Source organism: Paractinoplanes durhamensis (assembly GCF_016862175.1).
GTDB classification, from domain to species: domain Bacteria; phylum Actinomycetota; class Actinomycetes; order Mycobacteriales; family Micromonosporaceae; genus Actinoplanes; species Actinoplanes durhamensis.
This window is the reverse complement of sequence record NZ_BOML01000059.1, coordinates 71,687-95,888: the sequence shown is the minus strand read 5'-3', so window position 1 is coordinate 95,888 and position 24,202 is coordinate 71,687. Positions and strand designations below refer to the sequence as shown.

The window sequence follows — 24,202 nt, the reverse complement described above, 5'->3', positions numbered from 1 at the left end:
GAAGACCGGCGGAACTGAGCCGCTAGGACCTGGCCGTCGCCGTCGCGGTCACGGGGGTCATGGCCGGGGCCGGCGACACCGGCATCCGCCGCTTGGACACGCCCGGCACCAGCTGTGGCCGCCGGCCCGCCGACACGTCCTCGATCCAGCCCACCGCCAGCACCACGCCGGTCAGCAGCAGGGTCACCACGACCAGCCGCCAGCTGATCCCGACCCAGCCGAAGATCGGCAGGCCGGACCAGGTCGCGAAGCGGGCCACCACCACGATGAACGGCACGTGCCACAGGTAGATGGTCAAGGCCCGGGCGTTCAGGATCGTCAGGATGCGGCGTGGCCGGACCATCGGGTTGATGCCGAGGGCGACCAGGATGAACGCGGCCGACCAGAGCGCGTTGCCGAGCGGGATGTCGTTGAGGTCGAGCCCGCGCGGCCCCGGGTGGGTGAACGCCCAGGTGGCGCCGGCGATCGCCAGGGCACCGATCAGCCACCACCGGCGGGCGGTCAGCTTGAGCATGCCGTCGTGGTGGGCGAAGCCGAGCAGCCAGGCACCGCCGTAGAGGGCCAGGTCCCGCAGGACCGGCGGCGGGGTCAGGCCGGCGAAGGTGATGACGGCGAGCGCGACGTACGGAACCAGGATCGTCACCAGGGGTGCCCGCCGGAACAACGGCAGCGCCAGCGGCGACAGCAGCACCAGCCAGAGGAAGTCGCGCAGGTACCACATCGCGGCGAGACCTTCGAGCCAGAAACCGGTGGCCGGCGGGTCCTCGATCGGGAACGCCCAGAGCAGGATCTTCCAGTCCCAGACCAGGCCGGCCGCGAGCATGGCGGGCACCGCGACACCGACCAGCACCCACAGCGCGGGCAGCAGGCGGTGCAGGCGGCGTTCGACCGCCCACGGTCCATATCGGTCGAGGGACGCCGCCATCATCGACCCGGCCAGGGCAAACATCACCGACATGGCCGGGAACACGATGGTCAGCGCCGTCCATCCGGAGGAGTGGTAAACCACCACACGCACGGTTGCGATGGCCCGCAGGAGGTCCAGGTACCGGTTCCGCATGACTCTTGAGTTACCGAAGCACCGTACGTCCCTGCAAACCAGCGTGAATTATCCCATAAACCGCAATATCAGAATCCCAGCTTGCGCAATTGACGAGGATCACGCTGCCACTCCTTGGCGACTCGAACATGTAAATCTAGGTACACCCTGGTACCCAGAAGTTGCTCGATCTCACCTCGGGCCTTGCTCCCAACTTCCTTAAGTCGCGCACCCTTCGCGCCGATCACGATCGACTTCTGGCTGTCCCGCTCCACGTACAGATCCGCGTAGATCTTGGTCAACTTGCCCTCGACCTGCATCTCCTCGACCAGAACCGCGATCGAGTGGGGCAGTTCGTCGCGCACTCCCTCGAGCGCCGCCTCGCGGATCAGCTCGCCGATCAGCACCTGCTCGGGCTCGTCGGTCAGCACGTCTGCCGGGTACAGCTGCGGCGACTCCGGCATGTACTTCACCATCACGTCGACCAACTGCTGCACCTGATGTCCGGAGACCGCGCTCACCGGCACGATCTCCGCGAAGTCGTACAGCTCGCTGACGGCCAGCAGATGCTGGGCCAGCCGCTGCGGACCCACCAGGTCGACCTTGGTCACCACCGCGATCACGGTCGCCTTCAGCTCGGCCATCTCCGCCGAGATGAACCGGTCACCACGCCCCACCGGCTCGTCGGCCGGGAAGCAGATGCCGATCACGTCGACCTCGCTCCACACCTCCCGCACGAGATCGTTGAGCCGCTCCCCCAGCAGCGTCCGCGGCCGGTGCAGCCCCGGCGTGTCCACCAGGACGAGCTGCGAGTTCTCCTGGTGCAGGATCCCCCGGATCACGTGCCGGGTGGTCTGCGGCTTGTTCGAGGTGATGGCGATCTTCTGGCCGATGATCGCGTTGGTCAGGGTGCTCTTCCCGGCATTCGGCCGCCCGACGAAACAGGCGAAACCAGCGCGGTAGGTGTCATCCCTCGCGTCGCTGCGCGCCGCCTCGGCATGCCGATGAACCTTCGGGGTGAAGGTCCGCGGCTCAACCTCCGGCTTTTTCTGGGTACGCGACGGCACCGTCGACGCCGGCCCGGGCCGCCCCGGGGTACGGGCAGAGGAGGTCCGCCGGTTTGTCTTCTCCGCGCCGTCGGCCTTTCGGCCGGTGCCACGCTGGGCGCCACGCCCGTCCGAGGTGCCGGCCGCCTCGGTCCGGCGGGCCGCGCGCCGCTCCTGGCGGCGCAGCTCATTACGCTCGCCCGGCGTCAGCCGGCGTTCGCCGTCAGAACCCGGGCCGGAACTCGACGAGGTCATGCGCTGACCGTTCCGAGCAGGGTCGCATCCGGCGCCGCGACGTGGATCGGCGCGCTCGCCGACAGGTCCCGCACCGCCGCGTGCCCGGCCCCGTCCAGCTCGGAGGCCTCGGTCACGACCGCGGCCGCCTCGATCGCCGAGGCACCCGACGACACGGCGAGAGCGACCGCCAGCTGCAGGGCGGTCACCGACAGGCTGGGCAGCGACACCGTGGCGCCGTTGTAGGTGCGACCGTCCTGATCGCGGACGGCAGCACCCTCGACCGCACCCACCCGGGCGCGCGCGCTCCGCGCCAGGATGACCAACTTGTTGTCCTCGGCGCTGAGCGCGGCGTCGGTCGCCGGCACGGCGGCGCCGGCGGCCGGATCAGGTCGGCTCGGGTCGGGCTGGGTCGGGTCAGGCATCTGCGGTCTGTCTTTCCTCGGTCTCGGATTCAGAGTCTGGTTCGTCGGACGGCTCCGCGGCTTCGACCCGGCGCACCAGCACCGAGTCGATCCGGTTGCGCCGGCCGGTCGTGCCCTCGGCGACCAGGTGCAGGCCGCCCACGTCCACGTGGGCGCCCGGGATCGGCACCCGGCCCAGCGTCTGCGCGAGCAGGCCGCCCACGGTCTCCACCTCGTCGGCGGGCAGCTCCACGCCGAAGATCTCGCCGAGGTCCTCGATCGGCAACCGGGCGGTCACCCGCACCGCGCCGTCCTCGAGGTGCTCCACCGGCGGGCGTTCGACGTCGTACTCGTCGGTGATCTCGCCGACGATCTCCTCGAGGATGTCCTCGATGGTGACCAGCCCGGCCGTGCCGCCGTACTCGTCGACCACGATCACCAGGTGGGTGCGGGCCGCCTGCATCTCGGACAGCAGGTCGTCGACGGGCTTGGACTCCGGCACGAACGTCGCCGGGCGCATCATCTCGGCCACCGCCTGCGCGGTCGCCGCCGGATCACCCGACTGGGTGCGGCGGATCACGTCCTTCAGGTAGAGCACGCCCAGCACGTCGTCGACGGTCTCCCCTATCACCGGAATCCGGGAGAAACCGGACCGCAGGAACAGGTAGAGGGCCTGCTGCAGGGTCTTCGCCGCCTCTATCCACACCATCTCGGTGCGCGGCACCATCACCTCGCGGGCGATCGTGTCGCCGAGGGCGAACACCGAATGGATCATCTCGCGCTCGCCGTGCTCGACGACGCCGCGCTGCTCGGCCAGGTCGACCAGCTCGCGCAGCTCCACCTGGCTGCCGAACGGGCCGTCCGGGAACCCCTTGCCCGGGGTCACCGCGTTACCGATCAGGATCAGCAGCGACGCGAGCGGGTTGAGCACCTTGCCGAGCCAGCGCACCAGCGGTGCCGCCGCCCGGCCCACCGCGTAGGCGTGCTGCCGCCCCACCGTCCGCGGCGCGACCCCCACCACCACGAAGCTCACCAGTGTCATCGCGCCCGCGGTGACCAGCGCGGCCCGCCAGCCGATCCCCCAGCTGTCCACCGCGACCAGCGCGACCAGGGTGGTCGCGGTGAGCTCGCAGATCAGCCGGAGCAGGAGCAGCAGGTTGAGGTGGCGCACCACGTCCTTGGCGACGGCGGCGAGGGCGGCCGCGCCGCGCTCGCCCTCGCGGGCCATCTCGGCCGCCCGGGCCTGCGACACGGTGCCGAGCGCCGCGTCGGCCATCGAGGCCAGACCGGCCAGGAAGACCAGCGCGACGGCGAGGGTGATCAGCTGGAAGTCGGGCAGACCGGCCGAGGCCGCGCCGGCCGCGAAAGAATGGGCCGCGAAAGTATGGGCCGGCTCCATAAGGATCAGCCGGCCTGACGGGTGGACCGCCAGCTTTGCAGCAGGCGGTTCTGCAGCGAGAACATCTCGCGCTCCTCCTCCGGCTCGGCATGGTCGTAGCCGAGAAGGTGCAGGGCGCCGTGCACGGTGAGCAGGTGCAGCTCGTCGGCGGCCGAGTGGCCGGCCGCGGCGGCCTGTTTCGCGGCCACCTCGGGGGCGAGCACGATGTCGCCGAGCAGGGCCGGCTCGCCGGTGCCGGCCTCGCCGGGCCCGTGGTCGACGCTGCCCTCGTCCATCGGGAACGCGAGGACGTCGGTCGGGCCGTCACCACCCATCCAGCGGTGGTTCAGCTCGGCCATGTAGTCGATGTCGACGAGCAGGATCGACAGCTCGGCGAGCGGGTTGACCCCCATCTCGTCGAGCGCGTACCGGGCCACCGCGAGGATCGCGTCGGTGTCGACCTCGACTCCCGACTCGTTGGCGATCTCGATGGACATGTGGAGGTCTATACCCCTTAGCTAGCGCCTGCGCCCGGGGCGGCCCGCGGATGCGGCGCGGCCCGGCACGGCGTGGACGGATTGGGTGGCGAGCTGTTCCTGCTCGACGTCGTAGCGGGCGTACGCGTCGACGATCTCGGCGACCAGGCGGTGCCGGACCACGTCGGCGCTGGACAGCTCCGCGAAGTGCACGTCCTCGACATTGTGCAGGATCTCGCGAACGATCCGGAGACCGCTGGTCGTCCCGCCGGGCAGGTCGACCTGCGTGACGTCACCGGTGACAACGATTTTCGCCCCGAAGCCGAGCCGGGTCAGGAACATCTTCATCTGCTCGGGCGTGGTGTTCTGCGCCTCGTCGAGAATGATGAACGCGTCGTTGAGCGTGCGGCCGCGCATGTAGGCCAGCGGCGCGACCTCGATCGTGCCCGCCGCCATCAGGCGCGGGATCGACTCGGGGTCGAGCATGTCGTGCAGCGCGTCGTAGAGCGGCCGGAGATACGGGTCGATCTTCTCGTTCAGGGTGCCGGGCAGGAAGCCCAGGCGCTCGCCGGCCTCGACCGCCGGCCGGGTCAGGATGATCCGGCTGACCTGCTTGGCGGTCAGCGCCTGCACCGCCTTGGCCATCGCCAGGTACGTCTTACCGGTACCGGCCGGGCCGATGCCGAAGACGATGGTGTTCTGGTCGATGGCGTCGACGTAGCGCTTCTGGCCCAGCGTCTTGGGGCGGATGGTCTTCCCGCGCCGGGACAGGATGTTGAGGGTCAGCACCTCGGCGGGCCGCTCGGAGACGTTCTCCTCGAGCATGGTCGCCGTGCGCCGGACGGAGTCGACGGTGAGGGTCTCGCCCTTCTCGATCAACTCGATGAGTTCGGAGAAGAGCCGCTCGGCGGTGGCGTTCTCGCCCGGGTCACCGGTGATGGTGATCTCGTTGCCACGGACGTGGACGTCGCTGGCGAGGGTTCGCTCGACGAGCCGCAGGATTTCATCCTTGGCACCCAGCAGGTTAACCATGATCTTGGGGTCGGAAACCGAGATCTTGGTCTGCACCCGTGCCGCGCCGCTGGAGCCCGCGCTGGAAGGGTTCGGCGTACCGGTCATAGGACGGCCCGCGGGCCTCCGCACCTGCTCTCATTCTTGTCGTCGCCGAGTTGCGGCGACGTGCGTAAGGATCGTGCCATCGTATCCGCTCGGCCGCCCGACCGCCGATGCCATTTCGGGCGGCGGGGCGGGCGGCCGAGCGGGCGGTGGGGCGGGCGGCCGAGCGGGCGGCAGGGCGGGCGGCCGCGGCGAGCCGTGAAACTACTCCGGGCCGTTCGACGCGGGCACCCCGTCGAAGGCGTCCTGCACGCGGGTGAAGCGGTACGTCGCCCAGTGCATCCGGACGATCGCGCCGCTGTCGTCGCGGGTCAGCCGCAGCAGTTCGCCGGCTTCCCGCCCGGAGACCGTGCGCAGCACGTCCGGCGAGCCGGCGACCGGCGCGAAGACCGACGGCGGCACGTCCGCGGCCGCCTCGGCGACCCGGGACTGCAGGGCGCCGCCGTGCCACGAGAACACGAACGAGGACCCTTCGCTCCACCAGACGCCGAGCGCCGAGCGGAACTCGCGCGGGGCCGGCGGCGCGGACCGCCACGGCGTGATCGCGGCCGGGTCGATCTCGACGCTGAGCTGCAGCAACTCGTGCACCAGGTCGTTGATCTCGCCGGCCGTGCCGGAGGAGCCGAGAACCGCGCAGCCGAGCCCGCCGGGGGTGCCGTCGCCGCCGCGCCGGCCGTGCACGCCGGCCAGGAAGCCGGGCATGGCGCCGTTGTGGCCGACGTGCATCGCCCGGCGGCCCTGCGGGGCGAGCATCAGCCCGAGGCCGAAGCCGCCGGCCCACACGTCCTGCTCGCGGGTGGTGTGCGGCCAGCGCATCTCGTCGACCGTCGCGGCGGCGAGGACCTTGCCGCCCGGGTCGGCGGTCTCCGGCGACACCAGGAACGCGGCCCAGGTCGCCATGTCGGCGGCGGTGCTCCACAGCTGCGCGGCCGGGCCGGCGCCGCCCGCGTCGAGCTGCGGTTCGGGCCGGGCCGCGTCGGAGTAGGCGTCCACGACGTAACCGACGGCGGCCTGGGGCGGGGGCTGCACGGTGGTGGCGGTGAGGTTCAGCGGGCCGAGGATCCGGTCGGCGAGCAGCTGCTCCCAGGTGGTGTCGTGCAGTTTCGCGACGAGCTGGCCGAGGACGGCGAAGGCGAGGTTCGAGTAGTGGAAGCGGCGGCCGTTGGGCAGCACCCGTTCGGCCCGGTCGAGCTGGGCGAGCAGCTCGGCCGCGGACGGCGACACCAGCGTGTCCCACACGTCGCCGAAGGGCTCGCGCTGGAAACCGGCGGTGTGCGAGAGCAGCCGTCGGATCGTCGCGTCGCCGTGCGCGGGCAGGTCGAGGTAGGCGGCGAGCGGCTGGTCGAGGTCGAGCAGGCCCTCGTCGCGGGCCTGCATGACCAGCACCGCGGTGAAGGTCTTGGTGACCGAGCCGATCCGGAAGCGGCTGTCGGCGTCCAGCGGGTGCGCCGGGTTGCCGGAGTCGCCGACCGTGAAGATCCACGGCTCGCGGTCGGCCCGGTGCAGCGCCACCGACAGGGCCGGGACACGCCCGGTGGCCTGGGCCTTACGGGCGGCGTGCTCCAGGCGGGGGATCGCGCTCATCGCGGGGCCAGCATCGGGCCGAGCGGGGCACCACCGACCACATGGGCGTGCACGTGGAACACCTCTTGCCCGGCGTACCCCCCGGTGTTGAAAAGCAGTCGGAAACCGTCGGTGAGCAGGCCTTCGGCCTCGGCCACCGCGGCGGCTGAGGCGAGCAGGGCGGCGGAGCCGGCCGGATCGTCACGCGCCAGGGCGACCACGTCGGGGTGATGATCTTTCGGGATCACCAGGACGTGCACCGGCGCTTTGGGGTCGATGTCGCGGAACGCGAGCGTCGTGTCGGTCTCGTGCACCACGGTCGCAGGGATCTCACCGGCCACGATGCGGCAGAACAGGCAGTCGTTGTCCACCCGAACGATCTTAGGGTGGGGGTATGCGTGAGCGAACCATGACCGATGTCGACGACCTCCTCAAACAACTGGACCTGGCGGAGAAGATCTCGCTGCTGGCCGGTCAGGACTTCTGGTCACTGCCCGCGATCGAACGGATCGGGCTGCGCTCGCTGGTGATGTCGGACGGGCCGATCGGGGTGCGCGGCACCGGGTGGGCGCCGGACGACCCGTCGGTGGCGCTGCCGAGCCCGACCGCGCTGGCCGCGGCCTGGGATCCGGAGCTGGCCGAGACGGCCGGCCGGCTGCTCGGCCAGGAGGCCCGGCGCAAGGGCGTGCACGTGGTGCTGGGCCCGACGGTGAACCTGCAGCGGACCCCGCTGGGCGGCCGGCACTTCGAGTGCTACTCCGAGGATCCGCTGCTCAGCGGCGAGATCGCGGTGGGTTTCGTGCGCGGCGTGCAGGAGCACGGGGTGGGCACGACGGTGAAGCATCTGGTGGGCAACGACTTCGAGACCGACCGGATGGAGGTGGATGTCCGGATCGGCGAGCGGACCCTGCGGGAGATCTACCTGCCGCCGTTCGAGCGGGTCGTCGAGGCCGGCGGGTGGGGCGTGATGAGCGCCTACAACGGCGTGAACGGCACGTCGATGGCGTCGAACGGGCGCCTGCAGGAGGACGTACTCAAAAAGGAATGGGGTTTTGACGGGGTGGTGGTGTCCGACTGGCGGGCCGCCCGGTCGACGGTGGGTTCGGCGCTCGGTGGCCTGGACATCGCGATGCCGCAGCTGGAGAACCCGTGGGGCGCGAAGCTGGTCGAGGCGGTCCGCTCCGGCGAGGTGCCGGAAGAGGTGATCGACGACAAGGTACGCCGGGTGCTGCTGCTCGCCCTGCGGGTCGGCGCCCTGGACGGTGGCCCGGAGATCACGCCGCCGGAAGAGCTCGACGGCGATGCGACCGCGCACGAACTGGCCGCCCGCTCGTTCGTGCTGGTCCGCAACGAGAACTGGACGCTGCCGCTGGAATCGGCCGGGCTGAGCAAGGTCGCGGTGATCGGCGCGCTCGCGATGGACGCGCGGGTGCTCGGCGGCGGCAGCGCCCAGGTGTCCCCGCCGCACACGGTCTCGCCGCTGGACGGCATCCGGCGGGCGCTGTCCGGGGTGGACGTGGAGTACGCGGTCGGCGCCGACCCGCGCCCGTTCCTGCCCGCCCTGCACAGCCGCACCCGGGTGACCATCGGCGCGCACGAGTTCGACGTGGAACCCGCCGCGGTGCGCTGGATCGGCTCGCTGCCCGGCGGCCTGGAGATGCCGTCGGTCGACGGCCTGAGCCTGGCCACGACGTTCACCCCGCAGGACACCGGCGAGCACACGTTCGCGGTCTCCGGATTCGGCACGTTCCGCCTGTCGATCAACGGCAGCGTGCGGTACGAGGGGACCCTGCACCCGCCGGGCACCGGCCGCGCCGACCTGCTGCTGTCGCCCCGCGAGCAGCGGGTCACCGACTACCTGGAAGCCGGCACGCCGGTGCGGGTCCGGCTGGAGCAGACCATCGTGCCCGGCCACGCCCACTCGGTCGCGACCACGCTGGGGCACCGGCCGCCGACGCCGGACGAGGACGGGATGATCGAGGAGGCGGTCGCGCTGGCCGCCGAGTCCGATGTGGCGGTCGTCGTGGTCGGCACCACCGAGCAGGTCGAGTCGGAAGGCTTCGACCGGGTCTCGCTGGCGCTGCCGGGCCGGCAGGACGAGCTGGTGTCCCGGGTGGCGGCCGCGAACCCGCGCACGATCGTGGTGGTCAACGCCGGTTCGCCGGTGCTGATGCCGTGGGCCGAGGAGGTGGCGGCGACGCTGCTGACCTGGTTCCCCGGCCAGGAGGGCGGCGCCGCGCTGGCCGACGTGCTGCTCGGGACGGCCGAGCCGGGCGGGCGGCTGCCCACCACCTGGCCGCGCCGGGAGCAGGACTGCCCGGTGCTGAAGATCACCCCGGCGGGCGGGGTCGTCGCCTACGACGAGGGCGTGTTCGTCGGCTACCGCGGCTGGCTGCGGCAGAAGGCGGCGCCGCTGTACGCGTTCGGGCACGGCCTCGGCTACACGACGTGGCGCTACGACGAGATGGCCGTCGACGCGACCGAGGCGGTGGTCACCCTGACCAACGCGGGCGGGCGTTCCGGCCGCGAGGTGGTGCAGGTGTACGTGGCCCCGGCCGCCCCCGACGAGCAACGCCCGGCGCGCTGGCTGGCCGGCTTCGCGAACGTCGAGGCCCACCCGGACGAGACGGTGACCGTGCGGATCCCGCTGCCGCCGCGCACGTTCCAGATCTGGGCGGATGAAGGCTGGCAGACCGTCGGCGGCGAGTACCGGATCATCGCCGCGCACGCCCTCGACGACCAGCGCCTGGAGTCGACGGTGACGATCTCGTGATCCCCCGCCCGGGTAGCGGAGGTCAGCTTCAGGTACGCGATTGCCAGGCCTGCCAGAGCTCGGCATAGCGGCCACCCGCGGCGACCAGTTCGTCGTGGGTGCCCTCCTCCAGGACCGCGCCGTGCTCCAGGACCACGATGCGGTCCGCGGAGGCGGCCTGGGTCAGCCGGTGCGCCACCAGCAGCGTGGTGCGGCCCCGGGTGGCGGCCAGCGCCGACTCCTCCAGGGCCCGCGCGCCCGCACTGCCGGCCTCGGCGGTGGCCTCGTCCAGGATGGCCACCGCCGGGTCGAGCAGGACCAGCCGGGCCAGCGCGAGCTGCTGCCCCTGCGCGGCGGTCAGCGGATGGCCGCCCTCCCCCACCTGCGTGTCCAGCCCGTCGGGCAGCGCGGACGCCCAGTCCAGGGCGCCGACGGTGGCCAGCGCCGACCGCACCGACGACGCCGGGGCGTGCGGGCGGGCCAGCCGGACGTCCTCGATGAGCGGCCCGGCGAACACGTGCGTCTCCTGGCTGACGATCGCGACGACCCCCGGGGCCAACTCGTCGACCGGGGTGCCGGCGGCCGACGCCGTACCGCACTGGGGGCGCAGGATGCCGGCCGCGATCGACGCCACCGTGGTCTTCCCGGCGCCGGTGGACCCGACCAGCGCGACCCGCTCGCCCGGCGCGACCCGCAGGTTGATGTCGCGCAGCACCTGCACCCGCTCGTCGTAGGCGTAGCAGACGTTGCTCAGCGTCAGGTCGGTCCGGTTCAGCTGGACGGTGCCGGCCGGCGCCACCGCCAGGGTGCCGACCCCGACGAGCCGGGCCAGACCGGCCCCCGCCTCCTGGATCTCGTCGAAGGTGAACAGGATCATCCCGATCGGGTTGAACAGCCGGTGGAACAGCACCGCGGTGGCCGCGGTCTCGCCGACCGTCACCCAGCCGGAACGCACGAACCAGAAACCGGCCGCCAGGATCGTCGCGAGACCCACCAGCTCGGCCCGGTTGATCCGGCCGACAAACCGGGTGAACAGCGTGAACACGCCGATCGACAGGTCCCGGGCGCGGGCCGAGGCACCGTCGACGCCGGCCAGGTGCCGCTCCTCGAGGCGGTAGGCATGCACCGTGCGTACCCCCTGAAGGCTTTCCATCAGCAGCTGCGAGCGTTCCCCGATCGCCGTCCGCTCCCGGGCGTAGACCGGCGCGGACCGCGGCAGATACCAGCGCAACGCCACCAGATACAGCGGCAGCGACGCGAGGCCGGCCAGGCCGAGCCGCCAGTCCAGGCCGAACATCGCGGTGACGCTGAGGATGCCGAGGAAGGCCGCCGAGATGACGGTGGGCAGCACCTCGGCCGTGGCCGTCCCGATCGCGGCCACGTCGGCGCCGACCCGGGACAGCAGGTCACCGCGGCCGGCCCGGTCGAGGACGGTGGCGGGCAGCCGCAGCGCGATGCCGACGGTCTGTTCGCGCAGGGTGGCCAGGATGCGCTCGCCGAGCCGGCTGACCAGGGTGGTGGTCGCCCCGGCGGCGACCCCGCCGATGACCGCGGCGGCCGCGACCATGACGGCGATCGGCAGCAGCGCCGACGCGGACGAGCCGTCGCGGACCAGGTCGACGAGCCGGCCCAGCGCGGTCACCGGAACCACCGAGGCGGTGGCCGCGATCAGCCCGGCCGCGACGGTGATCGCCAGGTCGAGGCGGCGGGTGCGCAGCTGGCCGAAGAGCCAGCGGCCGGTCTGCTGGGGCGTCGCCACGGGGAGGGAGCTCATCGCAGGACCGCCGCCCGGTAGGCCGCGTCGGTCGCGGCCAGCGACGCGTGCGTGCCGGTCGCGACGATCGCGCCGTCGCGCAGCAGCACCACCCGGTCGGTGACCGCGAGCAGGGCCGGGCTGGTCGTGACGATCAGCGTGCCCAGCTCGGAGCCGGGGCCGTGCCGCAGATCACGGATGCCGCGGGCGATGGCGTGCTCGGTGACCGCGTCGACCGCGGTCGTCGGGTCATGCAGCACCAGCAGTTTCGGGTGGGCGAGCAACGCCCGGGCCAGGGCGAGCCGCTGCCGCTGGCCGCCGGAGAGGGCCGAGCCGCGTTCGGCGATCGGATGGTCGAGGCCGTCCGGGTGGGCGTCCACCACGTCGTCGGCGGAGGAGGCGCGCAGCACCTCGTCGAGCTTGCGGTCGCTGGTGAGCACGATGTTCTCCCGGATCGTGCCGGAGAACAGCTCCGGGTGGTGCGGGGCGACCAGCACGTCCGGCGAGCCGTCGTCGTACATGCCGGCCAGGGTGGCGGCGTCGGTCTCGGCGACCACGCCGAGGCACTCGCCGCCGGCCGGCCGGATCGGCGCGGCGACCGCCGGGACGACCACCGGGGACGTGCCGAGCAGGTCGGCGATCCGGTCGGCGGAGGCCCGCGCGGTGGCCACCCAGCCGGGCGCGGCCGACAGCGTGCCGAACGGCTCGCCGAGGAACGCGGCCAGGCCGATCACCGTGACCAGTTCGCCGGCGCTGATCCGGCCGGTCAGCGCGAACCAGCCGGCCAGGATGGCGATGCCGCAGGCCAGCAGGGTGCTGACGCTGGACGAGGCAGCCTGGAACAGGCCCTGGGTGCGGGCCGCGAGCAGGGTGGCGTCCAGCGATTCCCGGCTGACCTCGCGGTAGCGGGCGTCGGCGGCCTCCTGCGCGCCGATGCCGCGCAGCGGCCGCAGCCCGGTGACCAGGTCGGTGGCCAGCGAGGAGGCCCGGCCGGCGACCTCCTGCCGGGTGGCGACGCGGCGGGTGATCCGGGGCGCGGCCCGCTGCAGCGCGATCAGCACCAGCGGGGTGCCGAGCAGCACGACCAGGCCCAGCGGCACCGAGATCACGAACAGCCCGACCGCGCTGACCGCCGTGGCCACCAGCGCGCCGACGATCCGCGGCACGTAGTCGAGCAGGTAGGAGGCGTGGTCGGCGTCGGTCGTCGAGATGGTCAGCACGTCACCGGTGCGCACCTCGGCCCGCGGGTCGAGGACCTTGGCCGCCACTTCGAGGCGCAGCGCGTGCGACTCGTCGGCGAGCGCCCGCATCAGCTGCCGCGCCCCGTTGCGGTAGGCGGTGGTGAGCAGCAGGAACAGCAGGCAGAGCACCGCCATCCAGGTGAGCAGCCGGGACAGCGAGCCGGTCGCCACGGCCTGGTCGACGGTCTCGCCGATGACGATCGGCACGAACGCCTCGCACGCCTGGTGCAGGGCGATCAGCAGGGATCCGGCCAGCAGCCGCCAGCGGTTGCGGGTCAGCGCCCGCCACAGGACGTTCACGGCAGCCGCCCGGGAATCACCAGCGGGGTGCCCGCCACCGGAGGGGCGATCGACGACTGCGGCAGCAGCCCGAGCCGCCGTGCCACCTGTTTCGCCGGTTCGGCGCTGATCGCGGTGAACCGGCCGTCCGGCACCTCGAGGTCGGGATGCTCGCTGATGACCTTCCGGTCGTAGCCGACGGTGATGTCCTGCGCGGCGAGACTCACTGCTTCCTCCCCTGCCTGAGCAGCAGCCAGACGAAATAGACCCCGCCGACGGCCACGGTGAGCACCCCGACCGGCAGCGGGGTGACCGGGCGCAGCACGACGGTGCGGCGGCCGAAGTGGAGACTCATCGGGTACCGACCCTGGCCCGGCGGATCCACCAGATCAAGGCCGGGGCGCCGACGAACGCCGCCGGCCGGTCGCCGGGCGCGCATCGCTCGCGGCGCGCGTCAAGACCATGACGGAAGGCTAGCCTAACCAACCCCGCCGGGTCATGATCCGCATGTGTTCTAACTCTCTGTAATGTCGAGCGCTTTGACTCTGCGTAGTTTTTGGCTAAAGTCAGATGAGTCCGATTCACCCTGATATGCCAGCTCCCGACGCAGAAATGGACCACAAGATGTCGCTCGTGCTCCCGATCGAAAACACGCTCCGTAACGACGCCGTCGCAGCCGACCCCGCTGCGTACCGTGACCTGGCGCCGATGATCACCCGGCAGCGACTGGTCGTCGAGGGCTACCCGACCTTCGTGATCACCGACGAGCACATCAAGGACTACCTGTCGAAGCTCTCGGTGGTGACCGACATGATCACGCTGATCGAGCCGGTGACCCACGTCAGCGACCTCTACGGCTGGGCCGGCTGGATCCACTGGGAGACCTCGGGCGCGCACTTCTACTCGTGGGAGCGCCCGGTCTCGTTCTTCAGCGTCGACATCTACACGTGCAAGGCGTTCGACCCGGCCAAGGTCGTCGAGTTCACCGAGCAGTACTTCCGGACCACCGAGATCGTGGCGAAGGGGTTCTGATCGTGTCGTACGACCTCGACGAGCCCACCGTCCGGCAGCGCACCGCCGCCGCCCTCGCCGCGCACCCCTCCACCGGCAGCCGCTTCGTGGCCCTCGCGGTCAGCTCCGCCTCCCCGATGGCCGACGTGGCCCGCACCCTCGAACGGCAGGTCTTCGAGGAGTCGTTCGGCAACGACGCCGGTCAGATGGCCGCCGAGTACCGCCGCTACGAGGACGACAGCCTGTTCTTCATCGTGCTCGACCGGCGGACCGGGATGCCGGCCGGCGCGGCCCGGGTGATCGACGGTGGCGGCAAGACCCTGGACGACGCACCCGAGCGCATCGGCACCTCGCTGTCCGCCATCGTGACCGTGCACAACCTGGTCAACGGCCGGATCTGGGACTTCGCCACGCTCGCCGTGCGGCCCGCCTACCGCGGCGGCCGGTCCGGGCTGACCGTCAGCACGCTGCTCTACCGCACCTTCCTCAACGCGGGCCGGCTGGCCGGCGTACGCCATCTGGTCGCCATGCTGGACCACCGCGCCCACCGCAACCTGAAGCTGATCGGCGTGCGCTTCGAGCCGATGGCCGGCTCGGCGCCGTTCGAGTACCTGGGTTCGCCCTCGACCGAGGCTCTCTACACCCCGTTCGCCGAGCTCATCCCGTCGATCGCCCGGCAGGCCGGCCGGCTGCGCACCCCCGGCGGCGACTTCCACGGCGAGATCCGCGCCCGCGGCCTGCGCCGGCTGCTCACCCGCCGGATCGCCGCCCGCGTCGCCGGCCGGATCGCCACCGGCGACGGCCTCGACGAGCACATCACGCTGCCGGGCCTGGACCGCCGCCAGTTGATGCGTCAGCGCTGAGCTCTACCAGCGGTCGAGGCGAGCGGAGAGAACCGCCAGGGCGGCAACCCCAGCGGTCGACGTACGCAACACCTCGCGGCCCAGCCGCACGGCGGTCGCGCCGGCCTCCTCGAAGGCCACCCGCTCGGCGTCGCTGATGCCCCCCTCCGGGCCCACCACCAGCACGATCTCCCCGGCCGCCGGCAGCTCGGCGGTGGCCAGCCGGGTCGTCGCCTCCTCGTGCAGCACGAACGCGGCCGCGGCCGCACCGAGCCGGGCGGACACCTGCTTCGTCGAGCAGTCCGGATCGCCGCCGACCAGCGGCAGCCAGGAGCGCCGGGCCTGCTTGGCCGCCTCCCGGCCGGTCGCGGCCCACCTGTCGCGGGCCTTGAACCCGCGGTCGCCGCGCCACTGCGCCACCGACCGCGACGCCGCCCACGGCAGGATCTCGTCGACCCCGATCTCGGTCATCGCCTGCACGGCCAGCTCGCCGCGGTCGCCCTTGGCGATGCCCTGCACCACCACGAGCCGCGGGTCGGGCGCCGGCACCAGGTCGCGCCCGGTGATCGTCACGTCGACGCTGCCCCGGCCGACCGCGGTCACCTCGGCGGTCGCACTGCCACCGCGCCCGTCCGCGAGAATCAGCACCTCACCGGCCCGCAGCCGCTGCACGGTGGCCGCGTGATGGCCCTCCGGCCCGTCGAGGGTGTACGAAGAACCGGCGGGCAGGCCGTCGACGAGGAACAGGGGTGCGGACACTCCCGCACGCTATCGGACCGGCTATCGGACCGGCCGTCAGCCGCCGGACGACGGCTGGAAGCTGTCGACGATCATGTTGAACCGGGAGAGCTCGGACACCCAGCTCCGGGCCGGGACCTCCCACTCGAACCGGTACACGTGCCCGTCCAGGATGACCAGCCGCTGCAGCGCATGCATGTCGCCGAGCAGGCCGCCGCTGCGATACGTGTACTCCCACTCGGCACCGTCCGGCAGTTGCGCCATCCGCAGCCGCCGGTAGTCGAGCATGCCGACGCTGCCCTCGGTGGTGGTCAGCGTCTCCAGCAGGTTTGCCGACTGGTCGGCCACCGTCGAGATCTCCAGGTGCGGCCGGGTGGCGGAACCGGCGACCGAGACGCCGAAGACCCCGCCCGACACCGGGAACTCGGCCGGCAGCATCACCCGCAGGCCGACCGGCGATATGTACCAGTACCAGCCGGCGGGCGCGGCCGGCGGCGCCGCGGACGGCGGGCTCGCCACGGCCGGGCTGCCGGCGCGGTCCTCCGGGCGGACCAGGCCGACCACGGCGCCCACCGCGATCAGCACCCCGATCAGGGCGGCGGCGACCGCGATCCGGCGCTTGCGGCCCGGCTCGGCCGGCACCGGCGGGGCCGCGGCCGGCGGCAGCCCCCGGCGGTCGGCCGGCTGCCCGATCACCGCCCGCAGCGCGTGCTCGACCATCGGCGGCTCGGGCCGGGCCGACGGCACCCGGCGCAGCAGGGCCACGATCACCTCGGTGAGCGGGCCGGCCTGCCGCGGCGGTTCGGGGGTCTCGTCGGTGAGCGCGCGCAGCGTCTCCGCGGTGGTGGCCCGCACGAACGGCGGCCGGCCATCGACCGCGTGGTAGAGGGTGGCGCCCAGCGACCACAGGTCGGACTCGGGCAGCGCCAGCCCGTCGAGCAGCCGCTCCGGCGCGAGGTATTTCGGCGAGCCGAGAACGATGCCGACCCCGGCCAGGGCCCGGACCCCCTCGGCCGTGACGGCCGGCCCGAAGTCGCTGAGCATCACCCGGCCGTCGTCGGCGATCAGCACGTTGGACGGCTTCACGTCGAGGTGCAGCAGACCGGCCCGGCGCACCGCGAGCAGGCCCTCCAGGACGGCCAGGCCGATGCCGGCGACCCGGGCCGGCGGCAGCGGGCCGGACTCGTCGAGCACCTGCTGCAACGATCGGGACGCGACGAACTCCATCACGATCCAGGGCGCATCGTCCTCATGCAGCACATCCAGCGTGCGCACCACGTTGGGGTGGTCGACCAGGACGAACGAGCGGGCCTCCCGGGCGGTCCACACCCGGAACACGTCTTCCTCGTCGGGGGTGAGGCCCGCCGGCAAGGCGCACTTCTTGATCGCCACCGGGATGTCGTCGACCTCGTCGTGGGCGAGCCAGACATGGCTCATCCCGCCCTCGGCGAGCGGGTGCAGGACCCGGTAGCGCCCGGCGACGAGCTGTCCCACCGTCACCATGTTTTCGGACGCTACTGCATGGACGCACCGTGTGGGGGGTGTCGCTTTCCGGCCTCGCGCCGACCGACGGCCGGGGCGTATGGTCGGCCTCGAAGATTGATCCTTAACGCTTTCTGATCCGTAAACTCATGGATACGGCCGGACGATGCACATGCGGAAACGTGGAAATGGCCAGCTCTGGCGGGCGCTGCCGATCCTCTGCGCAGGCCTGCTCCTCCTCCTGCCCTCCCCCGGCGCCGTTCCGGTCGCCCAGGCCACCCCGGCGGCGGCCGATCTGGCCATCCGGTTCGAGGCGCTCCTCGGTCAGCATTCGGTCCTCGCCGCCGACCTGATGCGCAGCCGGATCCGGGGCGACGACGACTTCGTACAAGCCGCGAACGCCGCCCTGGGCCGCAACACCACCGACATGACCGCCCTGGTCGGGCAGCTTTTCGGCAAACCGGCGGCGGACAAGTTCAGTCCACTGTGGTCAGAACACATCATCGAGCTTTTTGCGTACGCCGGGGCCCTCGCCGCCCGTGACGAAGCGGCCAAGGGCGACGCCGTGCACGAGCTCACCGAATACGAGGAATCGCTCGGTGACTTCTTCGCCGGGGCGTCGCAGGGCCGGCTCAGCTCGGCCGCGGCCCGCGCCGCCGTCGTGCAGCATGTCGGACATCTGACAGGGCAGGCCGACGCGTACGCGGCCGGTGACTACGCCGCCGCCGACGACCTCTACCGGATGGGCTACCAGCACACCTACGACCTCGGGCTGACCCTGGCCGGGGCGCTGCTGCCGCCCGCCGACGCCGGCACCCTCCGCGAGCCGCTGTGGCGGCTGCGGTCGCAGCTCGGCAAGCTGCTCGCCGAGCACGCCGTGCTGATCGAGGACCTGACCCGGGCCGCGGTGACCGGCACACCGGATTTCGCCGCCTCCGGCGACATGATCAACGGCAACACCCGCGACCTGGCCGCCGCCATCGACACCCTGTTCGGCGCGGCCGCGGCCAAGCAGTTCCAGTCGCTGTGGGCCGATCACACCGACCATCTGGTGGCGTACGCCCAGGCCGGCACCGACCAGGCGAAAAAGGACACGGCGAAGACCGCGATGGCCGGCATCGAGCAGCGACTCGGCGCGTTCCTGGCCGGCGCGACCGGCAAGCGGATGGGCACCGGCGACCTCGCGGCGGCGCTGCGGAAGCACGACGCGATGCTGATGCGGCACGCCGACGCATACGCGTCGAAGGACTACGCCACCGCCCACGACGTCGCCTACGAGACGTACCAGCAGATGTTCGACCTGGCCCGGACCCTGGCCGACGCGTTCGGGGCAAGCGTGGCGGCGCGGCTGCCACGCGGCGGCGCCCAAACCGGCTACGGCGGCATGGCCGCGACCGTGTCGTCCCGCCCCGGACCGGCTCTCGCCCAGCCGACTCCCGCCCAGCCGACTCCCGCCCAGCCGGGGCGCTGATGCCGCCGGCCGTCCGCGTCCCGGCCCTCGCCGCCCTCACCCTGGCCCTGCTCGGCGGCCTGGGCTGGGAGGACCAGCCGCGGCCGGCAACCGCGGCGACGGCTGGGGTGACGGCGGGGGTGACGGCAACCGCACTGGCTGCCCCGGCCTCGGCCCCGCCGGCCTTCCACTCGGACCGCACCTACGACGCCGTCGCCGTGCCGGTCCGGCTGCGCATCCCGGCCCTGCACGTGGACAGCAACGTCGAACGGCTCGGCCTGCAGAAGGACGGCACGATCGCGGTCCCCGGCCGCACCGACGTGGCCGGATGGTACGAACCGGGCCCGCGCCCCGGCCAGCCCGGCCCCGCGGTGATCCTCGGCCACGTCGACTCGAAGACCGGCCCCGGCATCTTCATCGGCCTGTCCGCCGTGCGGCCCGGCACCACCGTGCGGGTCGACCGCTCCGACGGCACCACCGCCACCTTCAAGATCACTAAAGTGTCCCGCGTGCCGAAGGTAGAGTTTCCCACCGACCTCGTCTACGCACCCACCCTCGACCCCACGCTCCGGCTGGTCACCTGCGGCGGAAGCTTCGATCGGAACCAAGGCAGCTACCGGGACAATGTCATTGCGTTCGCCGACCTGGCCTAGGGCCGCCGCCGTCGTGGCCGCGCTGATCGCGGCCCTGACGAACGCCGCCCCAGCCACCGCCGTGCCGCCGATCGCCACCGCGCCCGCGCCCGCCGCGCAGGCCACCGCACAGCCGCTCGCCGCACAGCCGCTCGCCGCACAGCCGCTCGCCGCACAGCCGCTCGCCGCGCCCTCCACCAGCCCGTCCGGTGGCAAGTCGGCCAGCCCGTCCAGCAGCAAGTCGGCCAAGCCGTCGACCAGCCCCTCCACCGCCAAGCCGTCCGCCTCCAGGTCGAGCGCCCCGCCGATCCCCACCGTGCCGATGCCGATCGCCGCGGCCCTCAACGCCTCCTGGCACACCACGCTCGTGGTCGACCTGGCCGCCGTCGACGCCGCCGACCGCCGCACCGCCAAGGTCCGGGTGGACGGCAAGGCCCAGCCCGCCGACCTGCTCCCGGTGATGTCGGCCGGCATGTCGGTCGCCCTCGTGGTGGACGCCTCCGCCGACGGCGCCGGCACGCTGCCGGCCTGGCTGAGCGCCGCCGCCCGCTTCATCCTGGAAGCCCCGGCCGGCACCGCGTCGGTGGTCATCCCCGACCGCAAGCCGGCCGCCGTGCTCACCGCACCGCAGCAGGGCCCGTCCGGGGTGGTGTCGGCGCTGACCACGATCACGGCCGGCGGTGAGCGGGACACCGCCGCCGCCCTGGCGCTGGCCCGCACCCAGTTCAAACAGACCACGACCGGCCGCCGGCTCGTGGTGATGTACACGTCGGCGCCGGCCGCCGGCGACGAGGACGCCGACAAGATCGCCGCCGAGTTCCGCGCCGAGGGCACGCTGCTGGTCGTGGTCGGCACGGCCACGGCCGGCGACTACTGGTCGGCGGCGGCCGCGTCGACCGGCGGTTTCTTCGCGCCGGCCGCCGAGCCGGTCGTGGTGCCCGCCCTCGACCAGGTCGAGTCCACGCTCCGCGACCGTTATCTGGTGCGCTTCCTGACGCCGGACATCCTGCCCGCGACGGTGACGGTCACCGTCGGCCCGGGCGCCGGCGAGATCACGCTGCCCCGCCCGGAGGTCGCGAAGTCAGGCTTCCCGTTCGCCCGGACGCTGCTGATCGCGCTGGGCGTGGCCGCGCTGGTGGCCCTGGTCATCGTGCTGATCGCGCTGCGCCGACGACCTCGCCCGCCGACCGGTAAACCCGGCCTGACCAGCGTCTTCTCCGGCCGGGCGAGCGTCCCCGGGCCGGCCCGCGGCCAGGCCCGGGTGCCCTGGTCCGGATAGCGAGGGTCAGGAGTCGGCCTCGCGCTGCCGGCGGGACTGCTCACGCACCCGGGACAGGGCGGAATCCCAGTCGTCGGGCGGCGCGTCCACGGCCCGGCCCCCGGTGAACCAGTCGCTGTGCGAGATCACCGCGGCGGCGAGACCGGCGAACGCGGCCAGTGACAGGAGCAGTTGCAGGCCCTGCGCGATGTCCTCGGCCCACGAATACCACCCCGGGTAGAGCAGCGCCTGCACCTGCGGGATGCGGTCGGTGAGCACCGAGCCGGTCAGCGCGTCGAAGTAGGTGGACAGGGTGCGCGACTCGGTCGCGTCGCCGCCGACCCCGATGACTCCGAACAGGACGGCCGCGGCGCCGGCCGCGAACGCCCAGGTGCGGGCCCACAGCCGGCCGCGCAGCAGCCAGATGCCGAGCAATGAATACCCGAGGCAGAAGACCCCGAGAACGATCAGCTCGACCGCGCCCTCCCGGCTGCGCAGCAGGGCGGGCGCCGCGATGCCGTACTCGGTGTCGATGCTGTCGAGCAGTGCGAGCAGGCGGGTCGCGCCCGCGCTGCCCCACCATTGCAATTCCAGAATGCCGTCGAGCACGAGCAGCAGCCCGGCCGGCGCCAGTGCCAGCGTCAGCCAGGCCGCCACACGCACGACGCGTGGCTTTTCGGTCCCCGTCATGCGGGCGATGCTAGACCGGACCTACGACACTCTCATCCCCAATTCTGCGGAGCGGGCTGCTTGGTCGTCGCGTTGATCCGATTGAAGAAGTTCGTGGTCGCGATCCACAGCACGATGGCCGCCAGCTGCTTGTCGTCGAAGTGCGCGGCGGCCGCGGCCCAGACGTCGTCCGGCACCGGGTCGGGCCGGTCGGCCAGCCGGGTGGCCGCCTCGGCCAGGGCGAGCGCGGCCCGCTCGGCCTCGGTGAAGTACGGCGTCTCCCGCCACACGGCCACCGCGAACAGCCGTTCCTCGGTCTCCCCGTTCTTGCGGGCGTTGCGGGCACCCGAGTCCACGCAGGCGCTGCACCCGTTGATCTGGCTGGCCCGCAGGTGTACCAACTCGAGGATGGCCGGTTCGACGCCGGCCGAGTGGGCCTCCTTGTAGAGCAGGTTGATCGCCTTCACGGCGTCCGGCAGCAGCGTCGCGGGGTTCTCGATCCGAGCCGTCATGATGTTTCTCCTCTCGGCGCCGTCACATCGGCGCGATGTCATCCGTCGTGTGGGTGACGAACCCGCATCAGCGAATGTGACCGATGTGGCGTAAGCCACAAAAGCCTCGGGAGGGCATATGACGAACGACGACGTTCTGGCCGCAAGCTTCGAGACGAACCGGCCGCGGCTGCGCGCGGTGGCCCTGCGGATGCTCGGCTCGGCGACCGAGGCCGACGACGCGGTCCAGGAGGCGTGGCTTCGGCTCAGCCGCACCGGCGACGACGGCGTCGACAACCTCGCCGCCTGGCTGACCACCGTGGTCGGCCGGGTCTGCCTGGACATGCTGCGACAACGAACGGCCCGCCGCGAGGACGAGTACGCCGCGGAGCCACCCGGCGACGGCGGCAGCGACCCCGAGCAGGAGGCTCTGCTGGCCGACTCGGTCGGGCTCGCGCTCCTGGTCGTCCTGGAGACCCTCACCCCGGCCGAGCGGCTCGCCTTCGTCCTGCACGACCTGTTCGCCGTCTCGTTCGAGGAGATCGCCCCGATCGTCGGCCGCTCCCCGGACGCGGCCCGGCAACTGGCCAGCCGGGCCCGGCGGCGGGTCCGGGCCACACCGGCGGAGGCACCCGCCGGCCGGGAGGTGGTGGACGCGTTCCTGACCGCCTCCCGCGGCGGCGAGCTGGGCACGCTGCTCACCCTGCTCGACCCGGACGTCGAGATGCGGGTCGACGACATCGTCAAGAACCAGGGATCGGCAGCGGTGGCGCGGTACTTCGCCGGTCGCGCCCAGGCCGCCCGCCCAGCCCTGGTCGACGGCGCCCTCGGCATCGCGGTACTGCGCGGCACCGAGATCGTGGTGGCCGTGCGGGTCGGTCTCACCGGCGGCCGGATCACGTCGCTGGACGCGATCACCGACCCTGCGGTGCTGGTCGGGACGGTGATCGCGCCGCTCTAAAGCACCAGCACGATCCGGCCGTCGGTGTCCCCGGCCGCCTGCCGGGCCCAGGCCTCGGCGACCGTGGCGAACTGCACCACCTCGTGGTCCACGGTCAGCCGGCCGGCCGCCGCGTGCTCGGCGACCTCGGTGAGCGACTCGGCCCGCTGGGCGGTGGACAGCGCGTTGTTGGTGTAGCCGTGCACGTGCAGCGAACCGCTGCGCAGGGTGGCCGAGTCGATCGGCGCGGTCGGCGACGCCGAACTGCCCAGGTTGACCAGCCGCCCGCCGGGCCGCAGCACCCGCAGCGCGGCCGCCGCGGGCACCCCGAACACCGGGTCGAGCACCAGGTCGGCCGGGCCGGAGGCGTCCCGCAGCCGGTCGGCGAGCGACATCGGGTCGTCGTCCGGCAACAGCGGGACGGCCGCGTCGGCGCCGAGCCGGACCGCCCGGTCCTGCGCCTGCGCCGAACGGCACACGGCGACGACCCGGCCGGCGCCGGAGAGCCGGGCCAGCTGGATCGCGGCCTGACCGACCACACCGCCGGCCCCGAGCACGATCACGGTCTCGCCCGGGGTGAGCCCGCCGGTGCGGGTCAGCGCCGAGTGCGCGGCCACCGCGGAGAGGCCGAGCGCCGCGATCAACGGCAGCGGCACGCCCCGCGGCAACGGCACCACGTCCACATAGGGCACCGAGACGAGGGCGGTCATGCTGCCGTCGCCCGGGCGCATTCCGGCCGAGGTGGCGAACCAGACCGGCGTACCGTCCTCGCGGTAGCCGACCCCCTGCACACCCGGCACGTACGGCGTGGCCGGCGTCCCGAAATAGCTGGTGCCGGAGGCACACAGCAGGTCGAGCGGGGTGATCGGCGCCGCCGCCACGGTGATCGGCACCTCGCCGGCGCCCGGCACGGGCGGCCGTCGCTTCTCCAGCGACGGAGGCCGGCCGCAGACGCGCAGCACGGCCGCGGGGATCATGTAGCGATGTCCGGGTACGGCATCGAGAAGTGGGCCATCCGTGCACCGTACGCCTTCTGATATTCGAGGGGTTCGGTGTTGTCCCGTTCGAACATCGCGATGAACAGCGTCAGCGTGAGGAACGGGTGCGCACCCAGCTCGAAGAGCTTGCAGTGGTCGTGGTCGGCCAGCGCGGCCCGCTCCTCGTCGGTGAACGACAGCCAGGTGGACGCCTCGCCGCCGTGCGAGTTGAGCACCGCGTTGGCCATCGTGGACTCCCACCAGGCCACCATGTCGTGCGGCTCGGACCGGTAGCGCTCCACCAGTGCGGGGTCGCGGTCCACCGTGTACAGGAACTTGTTCAGCAGGTACTTGCTCATGCTGAGCCCTCCGTTGGCATGCCCTTCTGGCCCTCGCCTTCGGCCTGGCGTCCCACCTCACGGAAGTGCCGC

General features: G+C 72.5%; 25 protein-coding genes. 7 read left to right on the top strand and 18 right to left on the bottom strand.

Annotated elements, in window-relative coordinates; genetic code table 11:
* Nucleotides 1-22: 22 nt before the first annotated feature.
* The 8 genes from Adu01nite_RS37065 to Adu01nite_RS37030 all read right to left on the bottom strand — a co-directional run bounded on the left by Adu01nite_RS37065 (nucleotide 23) and on the right by Adu01nite_RS37030 (nucleotide 7,627).
* On the bottom strand, nucleotides 23-1,060 hold the full coding sequence (locus tag Adu01nite_RS37065) for an acyltransferase family protein (RefSeq protein WP_203733971.1): 1,038 nt from the start codon (nucleotides 1,058-1,060) through the stop codon (nucleotides 23-25).
* Nucleotides 1,061-1,128: 68 nt separating this feature from the next.
* A complete protein-coding gene (gene era / locus Adu01nite_RS37060) occupies nucleotides 1,129-2,106 on the bottom strand; it encodes a GTPase Era (protein ID WP_203734103.1) in 978 nt (325 codons plus the stop codon).
* Between the two features lie 230 nt (nucleotides 2,107-2,336).
* The gene (locus Adu01nite_RS37055) at nucleotides 2,337-2,744 is read right to left on the bottom strand and encodes a cytidine deaminase-like protein (protein WP_239132985.1); all 408 of its coding nucleotides are present in this window, start codon (nucleotides 2,742-2,744) and stop codon (nucleotides 2,337-2,339) included.
* A complete protein-coding gene (locus Adu01nite_RS37050) occupies nucleotides 2,737-4,122 on the bottom strand; it encodes a hemolysin family protein (protein ID WP_203733970.1) in 1,386 nt (461 codons plus the stop codon). Before Adu01nite_RS37050 ends, Adu01nite_RS37055 begins: the two co-directional genes overlap by 8 nt.
* Nucleotides 4,123-4,127: 5 nt before the next feature.
* The gene (gene ybeY, locus Adu01nite_RS37045) at nucleotides 4,128-4,598 is read right to left on the bottom strand and encodes an rRNA maturation RNase YbeY (RefSeq protein WP_203733969.1); all 471 of its coding nucleotides are present in this window, start codon (nucleotides 4,596-4,598) and stop codon (nucleotides 4,128-4,130) included.
* A 21-nt stretch (nucleotides 4,599-4,619) separates the two neighbouring features.
* Nucleotides 4,620-5,696, bottom strand: a complete 1,077-nt coding sequence (locus tag Adu01nite_RS37040; RefSeq protein ID WP_203733968.1) for a PhoH family protein — start codon at nucleotides 5,694-5,696, stop codon at nucleotides 4,620-4,622.
* 201 nt (nucleotides 5,697-5,897) lie between these two features.
* Entirely contained in the window at nucleotides 5,898-7,277 is a 1,380-nt protein-coding gene (locus tag Adu01nite_RS37035) for a serine hydrolase domain-containing protein (RefSeq protein WP_203733967.1), read from the bottom strand.
* A complete protein-coding gene (locus Adu01nite_RS37030) occupies nucleotides 7,274-7,627 on the bottom strand; it encodes an HIT domain-containing protein (protein WP_203733966.1) in 354 nt (117 codons plus the stop codon). Before Adu01nite_RS37030 ends, Adu01nite_RS37035 begins: the two co-directional genes overlap by 4 nt.
* 23 nt (nucleotides 7,628-7,650) lie before the next feature.
* On the opposite strand from Adu01nite_RS37030, the gene Adu01nite_RS37025 reads away from it, so the two are divergent.
* Nucleotides 7,651-10,029, top strand: a complete 2,379-nt coding sequence (locus Adu01nite_RS37025) for a beta-glucosidase H (RefSeq protein ID WP_239132984.1) — start codon at nucleotides 7,651-7,653, stop codon at nucleotides 10,027-10,029.
* A gap of 28 nt (nucleotides 10,030-10,057) precedes the next feature.
* Here the strand turns inward: Adu01nite_RS37025 and Adu01nite_RS37020 are convergent, their stop codons facing one another.
* Genes Adu01nite_RS37020 through Adu01nite_RS48635 form a run of 4 tightly spaced genes read right to left on the bottom strand, consistent with a single transcriptional unit; the run spans nucleotide 10,058 to nucleotide 13,636 of the window.
* Nucleotides 10,058-11,782: an ABC transporter ATP-binding protein gene (locus tag Adu01nite_RS37020; RefSeq protein ID WP_203733965.1), complete on the bottom strand. Its 1,725-nt coding sequence runs from the start codon at nucleotides 11,780-11,782 to the stop codon at nucleotides 10,058-10,060.
* Complete coding sequence (locus Adu01nite_RS37015; RefSeq protein WP_203733964.1) at nucleotides 11,779-13,302, bottom strand: ABC transporter transmembrane domain-containing protein; 1,524 nt, start codon at nucleotides 13,300-13,302, stop codon at nucleotides 11,779-11,781. Before Adu01nite_RS37015 ends, Adu01nite_RS37020 begins: the two co-directional genes overlap by 4 nt.
* Nucleotides 13,299-13,508 carry a hypothetical protein gene (locus Adu01nite_RS37010; RefSeq protein ID WP_203733963.1) on the bottom strand — a complete coding sequence of 70 codons (210 nt, stop codon included), beginning with the start codon at nucleotides 13,506-13,508 and terminating at the stop codon, nucleotides 13,299-13,301. The genes Adu01nite_RS37015 and Adu01nite_RS37010 overlap by 4 nt, the downstream gene beginning before the upstream one ends.
* A complete protein-coding gene (locus tag Adu01nite_RS48635) occupies nucleotides 13,505-13,636 on the bottom strand; it encodes a hypothetical protein (protein ID WP_275414745.1) in 132 nt (43 codons plus the stop codon). The genes Adu01nite_RS37010 and Adu01nite_RS48635 overlap by 4 nt, the downstream gene beginning before the upstream one ends.
* A 269-nt stretch (nucleotides 13,637-13,905) precedes the next feature.
* On the opposite strand from Adu01nite_RS48635, the gene Adu01nite_RS37005 reads away from it, so the two are divergent.
* Together Adu01nite_RS37005 and Adu01nite_RS37000 are read left to right on the top strand one after the other, a co-directional pair.
* Nucleotides 13,906-14,313 carry an S-adenosylmethionine decarboxylase gene (locus tag Adu01nite_RS37005; protein WP_203733962.1) on the top strand — a complete coding sequence of 136 codons (408 nt, stop codon included), beginning with the start codon at nucleotides 13,906-13,908 and terminating at the stop codon, nucleotides 14,311-14,313.
* 2 nt (nucleotides 14,314-14,315) lie between these two features.
* Nucleotides 14,316-15,155, top strand: coding sequence for a hypothetical protein (locus Adu01nite_RS37000; protein ID WP_203733961.1), 840 nt, complete (start codon nucleotides 14,316-14,318; stop codon nucleotides 15,153-15,155).
* A gap of 3 nt (nucleotides 15,156-15,158) precedes the next feature.
* On the opposite strand, the gene Adu01nite_RS36995 is transcribed toward Adu01nite_RS37000, so the two are convergent.
* Together Adu01nite_RS36995 and Adu01nite_RS36990 are read right to left on the bottom strand one after the other, a co-directional pair.
* Nucleotides 15,159-15,893: a 16S rRNA (uracil(1498)-N(3))-methyltransferase gene (locus Adu01nite_RS36995; RefSeq protein WP_203733960.1), complete on the bottom strand. Its 735-nt coding sequence runs from the start codon at nucleotides 15,891-15,893 to the stop codon at nucleotides 15,159-15,161.
* A 36-nt stretch (nucleotides 15,894-15,929) separates the two neighbouring features.
* Nucleotides 15,930-17,375 (bottom strand): serine/threonine-protein kinase, encoded by a 1,446-nt coding sequence (locus Adu01nite_RS36990; protein WP_203733959.1) that lies wholly within the window; start codon nucleotides 17,373-17,375, stop codon nucleotides 15,930-15,932.
* Between the two features lie 151 nt (nucleotides 17,376-17,526).
* Between Adu01nite_RS36990 and Adu01nite_RS36985 the strand changes: the two genes are divergently transcribed.
* The 3 genes from Adu01nite_RS36985 to Adu01nite_RS36975 are packed head-to-tail and all read left to right on the top strand — an operon-like array spanning nucleotide 17,527 to nucleotide 20,715.
* A complete protein-coding gene (locus tag Adu01nite_RS36985; RefSeq protein WP_203733958.1) occupies nucleotides 17,527-18,825 on the top strand; it encodes a hypothetical protein in 1,299 nt (432 codons plus the stop codon).
* Nucleotides 18,825-19,457 carry a class F sortase gene (locus Adu01nite_RS36980; RefSeq protein ID WP_203733957.1) on the top strand — a complete coding sequence of 211 codons (633 nt, stop codon included), beginning with the start codon at nucleotides 18,825-18,827 and terminating at the stop codon, nucleotides 19,455-19,457. Before Adu01nite_RS36985 ends, Adu01nite_RS36980 begins: the two co-directional genes overlap by 1 nt.
* On the top strand, nucleotides 19,429-20,715 hold the full coding sequence (locus tag Adu01nite_RS36975) for a hypothetical protein (protein ID WP_203733956.1): 1,287 nt from the start codon (nucleotides 19,429-19,431) through the stop codon (nucleotides 20,713-20,715). The genes Adu01nite_RS36980 and Adu01nite_RS36975 overlap by 29 nt, the downstream gene beginning before the upstream one ends.
* Nucleotides 20,716-20,721: 6 nt before the next feature.
* Here the strand turns inward: Adu01nite_RS36975 and Adu01nite_RS36970 are convergent, their stop codons facing one another.
* Together Adu01nite_RS36970 and Adu01nite_RS36965 are read right to left on the bottom strand one after the other, a co-directional pair.
* Nucleotides 20,722-21,384, bottom strand: coding sequence for a hypothetical protein (locus Adu01nite_RS36970; protein ID WP_203733955.1), 663 nt, complete (start codon nucleotides 21,382-21,384; stop codon nucleotides 20,722-20,724).
* Between the two features lie 32 nt (nucleotides 21,385-21,416).
* Nucleotides 21,417-21,875, bottom strand: a complete 459-nt coding sequence (locus Adu01nite_RS36965; protein ID WP_203733954.1) for a carboxymuconolactone decarboxylase family protein — start codon at nucleotides 21,873-21,875, stop codon at nucleotides 21,417-21,419.
* A 118-nt stretch (nucleotides 21,876-21,993) separates the two neighbouring features.
* Between Adu01nite_RS36965 and Adu01nite_RS36960 the strand changes: the two genes are divergently transcribed.
* Entirely contained in the window at nucleotides 21,994-22,815 is an 822-nt protein-coding gene (locus Adu01nite_RS36960) for a sigma-70 family RNA polymerase sigma factor (protein ID WP_203733953.1), read from the top strand.
* Here the strand turns inward: Adu01nite_RS36960 and Adu01nite_RS36955 are convergent.
* Together Adu01nite_RS36955 and Adu01nite_RS36950 are read right to left on the bottom strand one after the other, a co-directional pair.
* Nucleotides 22,812-23,771, bottom strand: a complete 960-nt coding sequence (locus tag Adu01nite_RS36955) for a quinone oxidoreductase family protein (protein ID WP_203733952.1) — start codon at nucleotides 23,769-23,771, stop codon at nucleotides 22,812-22,814. The two genes, Adu01nite_RS36960 and Adu01nite_RS36955, sit on opposite strands and share 4 nt — an antisense overlap.
* Nucleotides 23,768-24,130 carry a hypothetical protein gene (locus Adu01nite_RS36950; protein WP_203733951.1) on the bottom strand — a complete coding sequence of 121 codons (363 nt, stop codon included), beginning with the start codon at nucleotides 24,128-24,130 and terminating at the stop codon, nucleotides 23,768-23,770. Before Adu01nite_RS36950 ends, Adu01nite_RS36955 begins: the two co-directional genes overlap by 4 nt.
* Nucleotides 24,131-24,202: the final 72 nt, after the last annotated feature.

What these genes read in the sequence shown, in the direction of transcription:
- Adu01nite_RS37065 (WP_203733971.1), bottom strand. Translation starts at nt 1,060, where the DNA reads ATGCGGAACCGGTACCTGGACCTCCTGCGGGCCATCGCAACCGTGCGT.
- Adu01nite_RS37025 (WP_239132984.1), top strand. Translation starts at nt 7,651, where the DNA reads ATGCGTGAGCGAACCATGACCGATGTCGACGACCTCCTCAAACAACTG.
- Adu01nite_RS36965 (WP_203733954.1), bottom strand. Translation starts at nt 21,875, where the DNA reads ATGACGGCTCGGATCGAGAACCCCGCGACGCTGCTGCCGGACGCCGTG.
- Adu01nite_RS37040 (WP_203733968.1), bottom strand. Translation starts at nt 5,696, where the DNA reads ATGACCGGTACGCCGAACCCTTCCAGCGCGGGCTCCAGCGGCGCGGCA.
- ybeY (WP_203733969.1), bottom strand. Translation starts at nt 4,598, where the DNA reads ATGTCCATCGAGATCGCCAACGAGTCGGGAGTCGAGGTCGACACCGAC.
- Adu01nite_RS36990 (WP_203733959.1), bottom strand. Translation starts at nt 17,375, where the DNA reads ATGGTGACGGTGGGACAGCTCGTCGCCGGGCGCTACCGGGTCCTGCAC.
- Adu01nite_RS37035 (WP_203733967.1), bottom strand. Translation starts at nt 7,277, where the DNA reads ATGAGCGCGATCCCCCGCCTGGAGCACGCCGCCCGTAAGGCCCAGGCC.
- Adu01nite_RS48635 (WP_275414745.1), bottom strand. Translation starts at nt 13,636, where the DNA reads ATGAGTCTCCACTTCGGCCGCCGCACCGTCGTGCTGCGCCCGGTCACC.
- Adu01nite_RS37005 (WP_203733962.1), top strand. Translation starts at nt 13,906, where the DNA reads ATGTCGCTCGTGCTCCCGATCGAAAACACGCTCCGTAACGACGCCGTC.
- Adu01nite_RS36950 (WP_203733951.1), bottom strand. Translation starts at nt 24,130, where the DNA reads ATGAGCAAGTACCTGCTGAACAAGTTCCTGTACACGGTGGACCGCGAC.
- Adu01nite_RS36975 (WP_203733956.1), top strand. Translation starts at nt 19,429, where the DNA reads ATGTCATTGCGTTCGCCGACCTGGCCTAGGGCCGCCGCCGTCGTGGCC.
- Adu01nite_RS36970 (WP_203733955.1), bottom strand. Translation starts at nt 21,384, where the DNA reads ATGACGGGGACCGAAAAGCCACGCGTCGTGCGTGTGGCGGCCTGGCTG.
- Adu01nite_RS36980 (WP_203733957.1), top strand. Translation starts at nt 18,825, where the DNA reads ATGCCGCCGGCCGTCCGCGTCCCGGCCCTCGCCGCCCTCACCCTGGCC.
- Adu01nite_RS37020 (WP_203733965.1), bottom strand. Translation starts at nt 11,782, where the DNA reads ATGAGCTCCCTCCCCGTGGCGACGCCCCAGCAGACCGGCCGCTGGCTC.
- Adu01nite_RS37055 (WP_239132985.1), bottom strand. Translation starts at nt 2,744, where the DNA reads ATGCCTGACCCGACCCAGCCCGACCCGAGCCGACCTGATCCGGCCGCC.
- Adu01nite_RS36985 (WP_203733958.1), top strand. Translation starts at nt 17,527, where the DNA reads ATGCGGAAACGTGGAAATGGCCAGCTCTGGCGGGCGCTGCCGATCCTC.
- Adu01nite_RS37050 (WP_203733970.1), bottom strand. Translation starts at nt 4,122, where the DNA reads ATGGAGCCGGCCCATACTTTCGCGGCCCATTCTTTCGCGGCCGGCGCG.
- Adu01nite_RS36955 (WP_203733952.1), bottom strand. Translation starts at nt 23,771, where the DNA reads ATGATCCCCGCGGCCGTGCTGCGCGTCTGCGGCCGGCCTCCGTCGCTG.
- Adu01nite_RS36960 (WP_203733953.1), top strand. Translation starts at nt 21,994, where the DNA reads ATGACGAACGACGACGTTCTGGCCGCAAGCTTCGAGACGAACCGGCCG.